The sequence below is a fragment of the Tissierella pigra genome (genome assembly GCF_018917845.1).
Classification (GTDB): Bacteria; Bacillota; Clostridia; order Tissierellales; family Tissierellaceae; genus Tissierella; species Tissierella pigra.
The window spans coordinates 2,035,616-2,050,612 of record NZ_JAHLPJ010000001.1 but is presented as its reverse complement, the minus strand read 5'-3'; the positions used below and the strand labels follow the sequence as shown (position 1 = coordinate 2,050,612).

At 31.8% G+C, this 14,997-nt stretch carries 13 protein-coding genes; 11 read left to right on the top strand and 2 right to left on the bottom strand.

The features are described from left to right. Positions 1–195: 195 nt before the first annotated feature. Positions 196–1,908 (bottom strand): sigma-54 interaction domain-containing protein, encoded by a 1,713-nt coding sequence (locus tag KQI41_RS10075; RefSeq protein WP_216585236.1) that lies wholly within the window; start codon positions 1,906–1,908, stop codon positions 196–198. Between the two features lie 229 nt (positions 1,909–2,137). Between KQI41_RS10075 and KQI41_RS10070 the strand changes: the two genes are divergently transcribed. The 5 genes from KQI41_RS10070 (at position 2,138) to KQI41_RS10050 (ending at position 8,645) form a co-directional block, all read left to right on the top strand. After that, complete coding sequence (locus KQI41_RS10070) at positions 2,138–2,917, top strand: SDR family NAD(P)-dependent oxidoreductase (protein ID WP_216585235.1); 780 nt, start codon at positions 2,138–2,140, stop codon at positions 2,915–2,917. Between the two features lie 21 nt (positions 2,918–2,938). Next, positions 2,939–4,339 carry an aminomethyl-transferring glycine dehydrogenase subunit GcvPA gene (gene gcvPA / locus KQI41_RS10065; protein ID WP_216585234.1) on the top strand — a complete coding sequence of 467 codons (1,401 nt, stop codon included), beginning with the start codon at positions 2,939–2,941 and terminating at the stop codon, positions 4,337–4,339. A 24-nt stretch (positions 4,340–4,363) separates the two neighbouring features. Then, positions 4,364–5,926 (top strand): aminomethyl-transferring glycine dehydrogenase subunit GcvPB, encoded by a 1,563-nt coding sequence (gene gcvPB, locus KQI41_RS10060; protein ID WP_216585233.1) that lies wholly within the window; start codon positions 4,364–4,366, stop codon positions 5,924–5,926. A 15-nt stretch (positions 5,927–5,941) separates the two neighbouring features. After that, positions 5,942–7,060: an ATP-NAD kinase family protein gene (locus tag KQI41_RS10055; protein ID WP_216585232.1), complete on the top strand. Its 1,119-nt coding sequence runs from the start codon at positions 5,942–5,944 to the stop codon at positions 7,058–7,060. A 124-nt stretch (positions 7,061–7,184) separates the two neighbouring features. Further along, positions 7,185–8,645 carry a Na+/H+ antiporter NhaC family protein gene (locus tag KQI41_RS10050; protein WP_216585231.1) on the top strand — a complete coding sequence of 487 codons (1,461 nt, stop codon included), beginning with the start codon at positions 7,185–7,187 and terminating at the stop codon, positions 8,643–8,645. 31 nt (positions 8,646–8,676) lie between these two features. Here the strand turns inward: KQI41_RS10050 and KQI41_RS10045 are convergent, their stop codons facing one another. Beyond that, positions 8,677–9,738 carry an alanine/ornithine racemase family PLP-dependent enzyme gene (locus KQI41_RS10045; protein WP_216585230.1) on the bottom strand — a complete coding sequence of 354 codons (1,062 nt, stop codon included), beginning with the start codon at positions 9,736–9,738 and terminating at the stop codon, positions 8,677–8,679. A gap of 412 nt (positions 9,739–10,150) precedes the next feature. Between KQI41_RS10045 and KQI41_RS10040 the strand changes: the two genes are divergently transcribed. The 6 genes from KQI41_RS10040 (at position 10,151) to KQI41_RS10015 (ending at position 14,876) form a co-directional block, all read left to right on the top strand. Continuing rightward, positions 10,151–10,768: a DUF5052 family protein gene (locus KQI41_RS10040; RefSeq protein ID WP_216585229.1), complete on the top strand. Its 618-nt coding sequence runs from the start codon at positions 10,151–10,153 to the stop codon at positions 10,766–10,768. Between the two features lie 45 nt (positions 10,769–10,813). Beyond that, complete coding sequence (locus KQI41_RS10035) at positions 10,814–11,239, top strand: N-acetyltransferase (RefSeq protein WP_216585228.1); 426 nt, start codon at positions 10,814–10,816, stop codon at positions 11,237–11,239. Positions 11,240–11,329: 90 nt separating this feature from the next. After that, entirely contained in the window at positions 11,330–12,001 is a 672-nt protein-coding gene (locus tag KQI41_RS10030) for a PspA/IM30 family protein (RefSeq protein ID WP_154441428.1), read from the top strand. A gap of 69 nt (positions 12,002–12,070) precedes the next feature. Next, positions 12,071–13,099: a TFIIB-type zinc ribbon-containing protein gene (locus KQI41_RS10025; RefSeq protein WP_216585227.1), complete on the top strand. Its 1,029-nt coding sequence runs from the start codon at positions 12,071–12,073 to the stop codon at positions 13,097–13,099. Then, the gene (locus KQI41_RS10020; protein WP_216585226.1) at positions 13,096–13,896 is read left to right on the top strand and encodes a TPM domain-containing protein; all 801 of its coding nucleotides are present in this window, start codon (positions 13,096–13,098) and stop codon (positions 13,894–13,896) included. Before KQI41_RS10025 ends, KQI41_RS10020 begins: the two co-directional genes overlap by 4 nt. A gap of 32 nt (positions 13,897–13,928) precedes the next feature. Next, entirely contained in the window at positions 13,929–14,876 is a 948-nt protein-coding gene (locus KQI41_RS10015; protein WP_216585225.1) for an SPFH domain-containing protein, read from the top strand. Positions 14,877–14,997: the final 121 nt, after the last annotated feature.

The window sequence follows — 14,997 nt, the reverse complement described above, 5'->3', positions numbered from 1 at the left end:
GAAAAACAATAAAGAACTATCTGTATCAGAACATTCCTCTCTTCTATTTAATATTTCGGTCATAAGGGCACCTCCAATTAATAATTATATTAAGTGGTTTCCACTCATGATATAATATGTAATGAAAGAAAGAAGTGTTAATTAATATTATATTGTTTCACACTACCCTTATGACCTAATGAGGTAAGGAGTATTCTATTTTTCTAAGCCGGCTATTTTTCTATATAGGGTTCTAATACTAATCCCTAGTTCTTCTGATGCTTTTTCCTTTCCACTTAAATTCCAACCATACTTATTTAATGTACTAACAATCAAGTCCATTTCCTTTTGTGCTATAGATTCTTTAAAATCAAATCTCTCTTTTGCAGTGAATTTAGCTATTCTATCAGGAAGATTATCAATTCCAATCATATCAGCTTCTTCCATATTAATTGCGTATTCTATGGCATTTTCAAGTTCTCTTATATTTCCGGGCCATGGATAGGATTTTAAAATATCTAAGGCTTCTTTTGAAATATCTTTGACATTTTTAAAAAGCTTTTTATTGTATTTATCTATAAAATGTCTAGTAAGCAGCTCTATATCATCTATCCTTTCATTTAGTGGAGGTAAGCAAATAGGTATAACATTTAGTCTATAGAACAAATCCTCTCTAAACCTATTTTCTTCCATCATAGATTCTAAATCTTGATTAGTTGCAGCAATAACTCTAATGTCCACAGATATAGGGGTAACACTTCCTAATCTTTGTATAGTACTTTCCTGAAGTACTCTTAGGAGTTTAGCCTGTAGATGTTCTTGTAATTCTCCTATTTCATCTAAGAATACTGTTCCACCGTTAGCCATCTCAAAAATTCCCAATTTACCACCTTTCTTAGCACCGGTAAAAGCTCCTTCTTCGTACCCAAAAAGCTCAGATTCAAATAGAGAGTCAGGTATATTTGCACAGTTTATTGAGACAAAAGGACTATCAGATCTATTACTTGTATAATGAATAGCCTTGGCTATCAACTCCTTGCCAGTACCAGTTTTTCCAGTAATTAAAACTGAAGAAGATGATGTTGATAATTTTCTAATTCTATTCTTTATATTATTGATTTTGCAATCATTAGTAATGATTGAATTTAAATAATCTTGATGTAAATATTGTTTAGATGGACCAACATCTTTTTCTAATTTAAGAAAATAGCCAATGATATCAAATTCTATTATTAAAGGTGTAATATGAATAATTCCTTGAAAACTTTCACTAACAGAATATTTCTTCCTAGGTTTACTAGTATCCAATATCCAATTACAAATGCTTTCAGGGAAAATAATATCTATAGTTTGAGTGTATAAATTACAATAGGAAAGTAGGTCTTCAAATTCTTGATCCCAGTGTACCAGAAGGCCATTTTTGTCTATTATTATATAACTAGAATTGTTTTCTTTAGTTATCTCGTGAATTACTTTATGTAACATTTGAATATTATTATTTGAAATTTCATTTTGAGCAAACATAGAAATCAGTTGTGAAGTATTTTCTAAAACATTCATATAGTTATGTATATTTTCTTCAATCAAAGTATGTCCTTCTTGGGAAAAGGAAGTAAGGCTTAAAACACCTACAGGAATTCCATTTAATTTAATACAAGACAAAACTTCTATAGTGGAAGGACAGTTATTTACAAATCTGCATCCTATACAGGAGTTCATTAAGCCAGGCTTATTTACTATTACATTTCCTAGGTTCAAAACTTCTTCTATTGAAGCTGAGTGAACATTTCTTCCTTTTCTTTGCAAATAAATTTGTGTGCTACTTACTAATTCTGAGTTGGTATTAAATACGGCATACTCCATATTTGTTAGATTAGCCATAGTAGATATTATGTTTTCCAAACTAGGTTTAATATTTTTCAGATTCATATCTATCACCTCTTTGTCATAGTTGGCAATAATATGTTAATATTTGCCTTTAAAGACAATTAAATTATATCATATTAGCTTGACAAAGCAATGGATAATATACAATATTCTGAATATTTCCTGTAATCATGGGGTTTTTATGAAAAAAATTATTTTATTAATTTAATGGCATACTTTATGCAAGTATATATCATTGGATGTAAAGGAAGATTAAAAAAGGAGGAAGAAGATGAATAATCCATTAGATTTAAAAGGTAAGGTAGCTATTGTTTCAGGTGGGGCTTCTGGAATAGGATTAGCCACTGGAAAATTGTTAGCAGAATATGGTGCAAAAGTTGTGCTACTTGATGTAAATCAGGAAAGTGGAGAAAATGCAGTTATGGAAATAATAAATGAAGGTAATTTTGCCATCTTTAAAAAATGTAATGTAACCAATAATGAAGAGTGTAAAACTACTATTGAATCAATAGAAAGGGAATTTGGTAGAATTGATATATTGTTTAATAATGCAGGTGTTACAGTAAGAAAGACAGTGGTAGATTTGACTGAAGCTGAGTGGGATTTTGTCCTTGATGTAGGACTTAAGGGAACATATCTACTCTCCAAGTACACCATACCTGTAATGGCAAGAGGTGATGGAGGAAGCATAGTAAATACTGGGTCAGGCTGGGGTTTAAAAGGTGGAGATAAGGCAGCAGCATACTGTGCAGTAAAGGGTGGGATTGTAAACTTAACTCGTGCTATGGCAATAGATCATGGGGGGCAAAATATTAGGGTTAATTCAATTAATCCAGGAGACACAGATACTGCTATGCTTAGAAGTGAAGGAGAACAATTAGGTTTTAAATCAGAAATAGATAAATTTTTAGTTGATTCAGCTAAGGGAAGACCTTTAGAAAGGTTAGGAGAGCCACTAGATATAGCTAAAGCAGTACTATTCTTATGTAGTGATTTATCCACATGGATTACTGGTACAGCTTTAGTTGTTGATGGTGGAGGGATTGCATAATAAAAATTAGGAGGTAGAAGTATGACAATTCGTGGATTTAAAAATCATCCTTATATTCCAAACTCTAATTTAGAAGTTCAGCAAGAAATGTTAAGGGAAATAGGATTGGAATCTTTAGACGATTTGCATGTAGAAATACCAGAAGAATTAAAATTAAAGAAGGCTTTGAATTTACCAAAGGCTTTTGAGTCAGAATATGAACTTAAAAGATCTATAAATAAAATAATGAATAAAAATATTTCAAGTAATGAATATATAAACTTTTTAGGAGCAGGATGTTGGCAACATTATGTACCCGCCGTATGTGATGAAATAAATAGTAGAGCTGAATTTTTAACAGGGTATGCAGGTGAGCCCTATAATGACCATGGAAGATTTCAAACACTATTCGAATACGAATCTTTAGTAGCAGAACTATTAGATATGGATGTGGTTAATGTTCCGACATTTGATTGGGCTCAAGCTGCTGCTACATCCCTTAGAATGGCTTCAAGAATTACTAGGAGATCAGAAGCCTTAGTAGTAGGAACTATTTGCCCTGATAGGCTAATGATAATACAAAATTATTGTGATCCAGGAGTTGAAATTAAATTAATTAATTTCAATAAAGAAACAGGAAGAATGGACTTAGAGGATTTAAAGAAAAACATTTCAAATAATACCGCTGCAGTATATTTTGAAAATCCATCATATTTAGGATTTTTGGAAGATCAGGGGGAAGAAATCTCAAAAATAACCCATGATAAAGGTGCAATTTTGGTAGTAGGTGTTGATCCAACTAGCCTTGGCGTGTTAGCTCCTCCATCCCATTATGGTGCCGATATAATCTGTGGAGATCTTCAACCTTTAGGTATGCATATGAATTATGGTGGTAATCAGTCAGGGTTTATATCCACTAAGGACGAAGAAAGATTTGTAATGGAGTTTCCATCTAGATTATTTGGTATAGCTCCTACCATTAAAGAAGGAGAATATGGATTTGGAGATATAGCATATGAAAGAACTTCCTTTGGTAACTTAAGGGAAAAGGGAAAGGAATATGTAGGTACTCAAACAGCTTTACTGGGTATTACTGCTGGAGTTTATTTATCTCTGATGGGGCCTAAAGGAATGTATGAATTAGGAGAAAATATTGTACAAAAATCTTTATATGCTATTGAAGAACTATCTAAATTAAAGAGTGTAAAAGGTTCTAGATTTAACAATATTGGATTTAAGGAATTTGTTGTAGATTTTAATGACACGGGGAAAACTGTCGAAGAAATAAATGAGGAACTATTAGTTAAAGGCATATTTGGTGGAAAAGACTTATCTGAGGAATTTCCTGAATTAGGGCAATGTGCTTTATATTGTGTTACTGAAATTCACTTAAAGAAAGATATAGATAATCTAGTGAAGGCTATTAGAGAAATCATAGAATGATAATCTATAGAAAGGATTGATTGAATGAAGCGAATAGTTAGAAATTCTAAGGTTAGAGATTTTCACCAAGCAAGATGGAATGAGCCAATAATATTTGAATTAAGTCGTAAGGGTGAGAGAGGGGTCTTAGTGCCAAAAACAGAAGCAGATATAGTAAAGCAAGTTGGAGATGGATTATCTAAAATTCCTTCCAAAATGAGAAGAAATGGATTACCTAACTTGCCAGAGATAAATCAAAAAAGGGTATTAATGCACTATTTGAGACTATCACAAGAAACATTAGGTGGAGATGTTAATATTGAAATCGGACAAGGGACCTGTACGGTTAAATATAATCCTAAGATTAACGATAAAATAGCAAATACTGAAAAGATGACAGCTTTACATCCATTACAAGATAAAAGCACTGTCCAAGGGATATTGGAGATAATATATAAAACAGATTTAATGATGAGAGAAATATCAGGCATGAATTATTTCAGTTTTCAACCAGGTGGAGGATCCCAAGCAACTATGTCTATGGCGTCCATTGTTAGAATGTATCATAGATTGAGGGGAGAAGAAGACAAGAGAGATGAAATAATAACAACTGTATACTCTCACCCTTCAGATGCTGCTGCACCAGCTTTAAAGGGATATAAAATAATTACAATTATGACAGATGAAAATGGTCAACCTGATTACGAAGCATTCAAAGCTGCAGTTAGTGAAAGAACAGCTGCTTTCGTAGTAGCTAATCCTGAGGATACTGGAATTTTTAATCCTCGAATCAAGGAGTTCACGGATTTAATCACCAAAGCTGGTGGGTTAAATTGTTATGATCAAGCTAATGCCAATGGACTCTTTGGCATAGCAAGAGCTAGGGAAGCAGGTTTTCATATGTGTTACTTCAATCTTCACAAATCTTTTGGAACACCTCATGGATGCGGTGGTCCAGGTTCCGGTGCATTAGGGGTAATTGAAGAATTGAGAGATTATTTACCAAAACCCTTAGTAGAATTTGATGGAGATAAATATTTCTTAGACTATGATTTGAAAAACAGTATTGGAAAGGTAAAATCATTCCAAGGCAGTCCTCAAGTTGTGCTTAAGGCATATTCTTGGATTATGAGTTTAGGAGCTGAAGGGCTCTATGAAGTGGCTAAGATTGCATCTCTTAATAATATTTATCTAATAAAGAAATTATTAGAGTACAAAGGGTTAACAGTGCCATATAAAGTAGACACACAAAGGATTGAACAAGCTAGATATACTATGGAAGAAATAACTAAGGATACAGGTATTACATCAGGGGACTTAGCTAGGAGGGTAATGGATTTCGGTATGCATATTTGGTCAAGTCACCATCCCTACTATATCCCAGAACCACTTACTTTGGAACCTACTGAAACACCATCTAAAGATGATTTAGATGAATATATAAAGACAATTCATCACATATTTGATGAGGCATATGAGAATCCTGAAATAATCCATAATGCACCACATAATAGTACTATTCATCAAGTAGATGAAACAAGCCTAGATGATCCGGAAAAATGGTGTCCAACTTGGAGAGTTTATCTTAGAAAGACAAAAGAAGATTAATATGGAAGTGATAGCATGAAAATCATAGGTCTAATAATTAATCCCATAGCTGGAATGGGTGGTAGAGTTGGACTAAAAGGTACAGATGGTATAGAAACTTTAAATAAAGCCATACAACTGGGGGCTATTAAAGAAGCCCCCAACAAAGCCATAAAAGCATTAAGAAAATTAGAATCGATAAAGAAAGAGTTATTGATTTTAACTTCTTCCTCAGATATGGGTGAAAATCAATGTAAAACTTTAGGTTTTAATCATGAAGTAGTATACAAACCAAATAAAATAACTGTTTTTTTAGATACTTTAAATGCGGCTAAAATAATGGAAAAAAGGGGTGCAGACTTAATTATTTTTGTAGGCGGTGATGGCACTGCAAGGGATATTTATAATGCTGTGGAAAATAGAGTTGTTACAGTGGGAATTCCTGCAGGGGTGAAAATTCAATCTCCTGTCTATGGAAATACACCGGAGTTAGCAGGGGAATTAGCTTTAATGTATTTAAAAGATGGTAATCTTCACATAAAGGAAGAGGAAGTCGTAGATATAGATGAAGAGGCCTTTAGAAATAATCAAGTTAGGACAAAACTTTTTGGATATTTGAAGGTACCTTATAAAAAAGAATGGTTACAAAACAAAAAGGCACCTACTCCTTTAGGGGAAGAAGAGAGTCAAAAGGCAATTGGATTAGACATAATAGATAATATGCTGGAAGATATATATTATCTAATAGGTCCTGGTACTACTACAAAGGCCATTATGGATCAACTTAACTTGCCTAATTCATTATTAGGTGTAGATATTATTAAAAATAAAACCATAGTTAAATTGGACTGTAATGAAAAAGATATATTAGATATATTAGGAAATAGTGTAGGAAAATTAATCATTACTCCTACAGGAGGGCAAGGTTATCTTCTAGGAAGAGGTAATCAACAAATTAGTCCAAAAGTTATTGAAAAAATAAAAAAAGACAATATCATAGTAATTTCTCCAAACTCAAAGATAGTTGAATTAAAAGGAAATCCACTTTTAATATATACAGGTGATGAAGCTCTTGATAAGAATTTGGAAGGATATTATAGAATTAAAATTGGATATGGAATGGACATAATGTATAAGGTTTCAGGAGGTCACTAATGAAACCTATTTTTCCATCTGTAATTCTCAGAATATTAAGAAGAAAATCAAGAAGTTAACAAATAGAATACGAGCCATATTTTTAAAAAATATTATCATTATTCTATAAGATAGGGGGAGAAAAATGATTTTTATTAAATTTTCACCAATAATCGTGATGGTAACTGCTTTATTATTAGGTATAGATGTAAAGGTTGCTGCTAGTTATGCAACTATATATGGTATTATAATAGCTATGCTAGTTGAAAAACGTAATTTTAAGGATGTAACTAAAGTAGTTTATGATGGTGCAGGTTCTGTAATGGAAGTCTATTTCATATTGATGTTTTCATACGCTATGGCTGAGGTATTTATGGCTACTGGTGTAGGAGCATCAATAATAAGAATTTCTCTACAATTGGGATTATCAAGTAAAACAGTTGCACTTGTCGGGTTCTTAGTTACATGCGTTTTATCAGTTGCAACTGGTACTTCATGGGGAACTTTTGCCGCATGTGCACCGATTTTTCTCTGGGCAAACCATATTGTGGGAGGAAGTGTTGCACTTACACTAGCTTCCATAGTTGGAGGATCTTGTTTTGGAGATAATATAGGATTAATTTCCGATACCACAATAGTGAGTTCAGGAATTCAGGAAGTAGGAATTGTGGATAGAATAAGGCATCAGGGGATATGGTCCATATTATGTTTAATTCTAGCAGCAATATTAATATATGTAACAGCTATTGGAATGCGGCTTCCAGATAACACCATTAGTGCAGCAGAAGCAATCAACCAAATACCGGAGGAAGCTTGGTTAACTTTAGAGGCAGAAAGACCATCAGCAGTTGCTCTTTTGAATCAAGTTAAAGATGGTGTGCCACTGTATATGGCCATACCTTTAGTCATTGTTCTTGTTGCTGCATTTAAAGGACTTCCCACAATTGTATGTTTACTTATAGGAATGATTGGAGCTTTTATACTGGGCAGTGTGGCTAAGACTATTGATTTTAGAACTTTAAGTGATCTATTATATATAGGATTCTCAGATGCAGGTAATAACTCTATATCAATGATGCTATGGGCCGTTGGTTTTGGAGCTGTTATGGGTATGATGAATGCATTTGAGCCATTATCAAGATTTATATTGAAAATATCCAGAAGTGTAAAACAATTAATGTTCTACAATGGTATACTATGTATATTTGGTAATGCAGCATTAGCAGATGAGATGGCGCAAATTGTCACTATCGGCCCAATACTTAAAGGTATGACTGATAATAATGTGGAAGCTAGTGAAGAAGATATGTATAAATTGCGCCTTAGAAATGCTACCTTGTCTGACGCAATGGGTGTTTATTCTGCTCAATTTGTACCATGGCATTGTTATGTTGTATATTTTCTCTCTATAGCTAGTTCTATATACCCACTTCATACATTTACTTTTGGTGATATTATAAAATATAACTACATGAGTATAATAGCAGTTGTATCTATACTTCTACTTACATTAACAGGAGCTGATAAGTTTATACCATTATTCGGCACACCAAGGGAACCACAAGTAAAACTAAAAGGCAAAAAAAATATAGCTGTATCAGAATAATTGAAAAAACTAAAAGGCAAGATCTTGCCTTTTAGTTTTTTTCTACATACTTTGATGTTGTAAGGTCTAGCATGCCACCATAGTCCATATTGAACTCAATTATTGAACCTACTTGAATTTCTAGTTCACAATCCGTTACATCCAAAATCATATGGTCGCTGCTAGCGCCTAATATCTTGATAGAACTGTCCATAGGTGAAATACCATCTAATCCACAATCCTGTTTACCTAAGGCTACAATTGCTCGCTTTCTATTGCCTCTATCTTGAAAATCTACTATTTTACCAAAAGCATCCCTTCCGATTTTCCCAATAGGACGAGATGGTTTTACTTTTAGTTCTATTACTTGAGTCTTAAGAACTATTGTATTTACTTCAGCTCCCGGAATAGACTTAAGAGTTTTAATATCAGTCCCAAGTAAAGTTGCTTCACCTATACGTAGTTGGTTTATACCTAAAGCCATTTCTCCATTATCTAGTAAATCCAAATTAACGGTACTGCCCCCAGAAAGAGTTTTTAATTGAATTTTATATTTGCTTTCAATTTTCATAGCCAGATCTACTAATGTTTTGGTGTTTTCATAACTTGGTAATACACCACCATAACAACCTACATTTGCTCCAAGACCTTCTAACTCAATATTAGGGAGTTCTAATATCTTTTCAACAATATCCAATACATTTTCTGGAAGTACACCTTCCCTTAAATCTCCTACATCAACCATCAAAATTACCTTATGAACTTTATTAAGGATAACAGCTTTCTCCGATAATGCCTTTATTACTGCTAATTCGGAATTTAGACTGCCATAAGTAAATTTAATTACATTTTCGATTTCTGCCATCATGGGAATTCGAATAAGGTATATAGGTACATCTATTCCAGCATCTCGCATACTTATAATATTGATCATTCGAGAGTCCCCAAGCTTTGGCACACCACCATCTAACATAGCTTTAACTGCTGGGATAAATGCACAAATTCCTTTGGTAATACCCATTACTTCAATTCCAGATTTTTTGCAAATATTTACAACTAACTCTGCATTCTTTTGAATTTTCTTAGTATCTACATAGATTGAAGGCAAGTTCATAGAATCACTCCATTACATATTTATTTGATATATTCAACTAGATGCAATGTTTATGCCAATGGAAGTAATCTGGCGAACTTAATAAGCTATAATAAAAAGCCCATAAAATAGCAATCTATGGTATTATAAAAGATTATAGAAGATAGAGTATATAATATTAATTGGAATTATATTTTTACTTTGCCATAATTGTCAATATATCAATTGACTATGTCAAATAAATAATAGAGATAGGATGAAGAAATTTATTTACTAGATAGCTATAGGTAAATGCAGATGAAACAATAAATAAAAATATTAGCATCATCCCATCAATAATTTTAATTTCATATATCTTTATATTAATATTATATTAATCTTATATGATTAAATTATGATATAATATTCTAAAATAATATAAAAGGAGACCGCAATGAAAAATAAAAGAAATATTAAATTGATTTTATTAGTTGTTTTAGGAACTCTTGTTATAAGTTTGTCTGGATGTGCCATAATTAGAGATAAGCTTGCCACAATAAGAGGAGATTTAATAGGAGTGCATTTTAATATATCAACATATGACCATTATGCTAATAAAACTCTATCATTAGAGGGAAGTAAAATAACAGTAGGATTGTTTGAAAATGATGCTAATAAAGATTTAGAGTCTACAGGATTTGGGTCTAGTGTATTGGAAATAACAATTAATGGAGATGAGATGTTACAAGTTGGGAATACAGTTATCTTTGCAGAAGATGGATTAGATATGGTAGAGGGATTTCAAGTTCCAACTGATATAAATGTAAAATCAGGAGGTGGATTTGTACCATTAGATAGGTATATAAATGACTTCAAGAATAAGATTGGTAAAGAAAAGACTGTTATTATATCAAGTCAAATGGGGATTCCAATAGGAGTATATCAAGGTAAAAGTGTATATGTAACAGTGCCAGATAATTTGCCTAAGATGACAAGATTAAATATAGATGGAAAAAGCTTATATATTCATAGAGCAAATTATATTATTATAGATTCTAATTTAATAAAATAAACTTTCTAAATTAATAGATTAGCGAGTTTTAAAGGAGTAAAGAAAATGATAAAAATTTTAGATATATCTAAAATGGATGATATAATGAAAATTTGGCTTGAAACAAATATTACTGCCCATGATTTTATTTCTGAAAATTATTGGAGAGATAACTATGATTTTGTAAAGAAAGTCTTACCGGAATCTACTGTATTTGTTTATGAAGAAGAAAATGAGGTAAAAGGATTTGTTGGTATTGTAGAAGATTCTTATATTGCAGGACTATTTATTGCAGAGGAATATCAGCATAGAGGAATAGGTAGTAAATTAATTAACAAGTGTAAGGAATATAATTCTACTTTAAAATTAGATGTTTATGGTAAAAATTTGAAAGCCATAAATTTTTATAAGAAATGTGGATTTAAAATAATAGAAGAAAGAGTAAATAATGAGACTAAGGAAATTGAATACTCCATGATGTGGAATAAATAATATTTGATTAATTTTCATAGAATTGGATATTAATCAAATACGATACATAGATTAAAAATAAAACCATATATTTTAAAGGAGATGGGTACTATGACTATTTTAACAAGATTTAAGGATATTATGTCTAGTAATATTAACGCATTATTAGATAAGGCGGAAAACCCAGAGAAAATGATAGATCAAGTTTTAAGAAATTTAAATAAGGATTTAGGTGCTGTAAAAGCTGAAACTGCATCTATAATGGCACAAGAACAAAGAGCAAAAAGAGAATTAGATGAATGTATAGAAGAAGTTAATAAAATGGAAAGATATGCGGTAAAAGCATTGGAAGCAAATAATGAAGATGATGCTAGAAAATTCCTAGAGAGAAAAGTAGCTCTTACAGCAAAGCAATCTGAATTACAGGAATCTTATAATTTAAGTCAAAGTAATGCCACAAGAATGAGAGAAATGCACGACAAATTAGTTGCTGATATTGGGGAGTTAGAATCAAGAAAGACAATGATAAAGGGTAAGATGGCAGTAGCCAAAACTCAAGATAGGATTAATCAAATTGGATCATCTGTAAATTCTGCTAATAGATCTATTTCTGCTTTTGAGAGAATGGAGGAAAAAGCAAACAAAGTTTTAGATGAAGCAAATGCAATGGCAGAACTTAATAGAGGACCAAAAGATGATATAAAGGATTTAACCGCTAAATATGATACGAATACAGATATAGATGATGAATTAGAAGAACTGAAGAAAAGATTAAATAAATAATAAAAAAGCTGTAGCATAGTCTACGGCTTTCCTATTGAAGTATATAGATTAGTTTGTAGAGGTGAGGATATGGTAATACATTATAAATGTCCTAATTGTGGTTCTGATATGGTATTTGACAGTGAATCAGGGATGCTTAGCTGTGGAAGCTGTGGAAGGAAGGACAATATAGATAGCTTTCCCAAAGAAAATATTGAGACTACCTTTGGAGAAAATGATGCTAAAGAATATCATTGTAAAAATTGTGGTGCCATGTTAATTACCCATAAGGATACTACAGCTACAAACTGTAGTTTTTGTGGGGCAGGAGTAGTATTGCTGGATAGATTAAGTGGAGATTTAGCTCCATCTAAAGTAATTCCATTTACAATAAATAAGGATAAGGCCATGAAAACCTTTAGAACTTGGTGTAAAAATGGATTGCTGACTCCAAAAGGTTTTATGACTGCAGATAGAGTTAAGGGAATAACTGGAATGTATGTGCCATTTTGGTTATATGATTTAAACAGCAAGGTAGAGGTAAATGCCATATGTACTAAAGTAAGAACCTATACTAAAGGTGAATATATATATACTGAAACTAGTTATTATGATGTATATAGAAATATAAATATTGATTATATAAAAGTTCCCATAGACGCCTCAGAGAAAATGGATGATAAGCTTATGGATAAATTAGAGCCTTTCAATTATGGAGAATTAAAAGACTTTAATACTCCTTATTTAGCAGGATATATTGCTGAAAAATATAATTATAATCATCAAGAATTGCTTCCAAGGGCTGCATCAAAAATAGAAAGATATATAGAATCATTTATTGGTTCTACTATATCTGGATATACAATGGTTAACTATAGCAGAAAAGATATAGATACAAATAAAAAACAGGCTTATTATACTCTTTTGCCAATTTGGATGGTTTATTATGATTATAAAGGGTCAGAATATATATTTGCTATGAATGGGCAAACAGGAAAAGTTGTAGGGAAACCACCTATTAGCCAAGGAAAAGTTGCAGCTTGGTTTGGAGGAATTTCAGTAGGTACATTTATAGGTCTTAAGCTTATATCCTTACTTATGGGAGGTGGTCTATATTGAAATATAAAATATACTTGAAATGGATTTTGTCCTTAGTGATTATATTTACTGTAGTATCCAGTGTGGCTTTAGGAGAATTAAGTCCTAAAGAGAGAATATACGATTTTGCCAATCTATTGACTAAAGAGGAAAAAATGGAACTTGAAAATATAGCAAATAAATATAGTTCTAAAAGGGAAACAGATCTTATAATACTCACTATTTCAGACTCAATGGGAAAGGATATTATAGATTATACGGAAGATTTCTATGATGAAAAGGGTTTAGGATATGATAAATCCCATGGAAATACTGCCATATTAACTATTGATATGAAAAACGGAGATATATATTTAGCAGGTTATTATAAGGCAGAAAAATACTTAGATGATTATAGGTTAGATATTATTAGAGATAAAATTGCTCCTGATTTATCTAAAGGAAATTATTATGATGCTTTTTATTCCTTTATTAAAACCTCCTACAAATATATGGGAATAAGACCTGGAGTAAATCCTGAAAATATATTATTTAAATTTTGGTTTCAAGTAATGGTTTCTCTTGGAATAGCAGGTATAGCAGTAGGGATTATGACCTATAATACTGGCGGAAGAACAACGGTAAATGCAGGTACTTATAAAGATCATACTAACTCTAAGATTATTAGCAGACGAGATGCTTATTTGCGAACTGATGTAACTAAACGTAAAAAACCATCAAATAATAATAATTCTGGTGGCGGAAGTTCAAGAGGAGGAAGTAGCGGAGGAGTGTCAAGGGGAGGTCACTCTCATAGTGGCAGCAGAGGTAAATTTTAATATACTATTTGAGAAATGAAAGGATGATATAGATGAGTTTTTTTAAAGGACAATTTGCTAATGTAGTAGAATGGGAAGAATTTAGAGATGATATGATTTTTTGGAAGTGGACCAATAGAGAAATTAAAAAAGGAAGTAAATTGATTATTCGCCCCGGTCAAGATGCTATATTTTTATTTAATGGAAAAATAGAAGGCATATTTAGAGACGAGGGAGAATATGATATCGAGTCTCAGATAATACCTTTTTTATCTACACTAAAAGGATTTAAATTTGGATTCAATACAGGTATGAGAGCAGAAGTTCTATTTATAAATACAAAGGAATTTACTGTAAAATGGGGTACTAAAAATGCAATAAACATTCCTACTTTAGGACTTCCTGGTGGTCTGCCTATTAGAGCAAATGGTACTTTTAATTTTAAGGTGGGAGATTATATTACATTAATAGATAAAGTAGCTGGTATAAAAAATACCTATTTAGTAGATGATGTAAAACTTAGGATAACATCTATACTTGATCAATTACTGATGAAATGGATCACTAAAGAAGGAAAGGATATGTTTAATCTTCAGGCCAATGCTTTTGATATATCTAAAGGGATTAAAGAGGATTTAGATATGATGGTTTTAAATGATGGAATAAATATTACTGGATTTAATGTAATGAGCTTTAATTACCCTGAGGAAATTCAAGAAATGATAAATAAAAATGCTTCCCACAGTATGATAGGAGATGTAAGTAAGTATCAACAAGTGTCTATGGTAGATGGAATAGCTTCAGGAAAAGTTAAAGGAGGAGGTGCTGCATCGGATATGGCTGGAATGATGATGGGAATGAATATAGCCAAAGAAATGATAGAGAATGTAAATAAAACTAAAGAAACCTCCAATGAAGCAAAGCCTAACTTTTGTCCTAATTGTGGAGAAAAAACTGGAGCAGGAAATTTCTGTGGAAATTGCGGAGAAAAATTGATATAATTTTTATATAAGAACAGTCTTTTGTTATAGTAAAATAAAAGACTGTTTAATTTTTTGATATTAGTGGTAAAGTAACTAGAAAATTCTAAAAAATATATTGACAATCAGGGCTTGTTTTGAT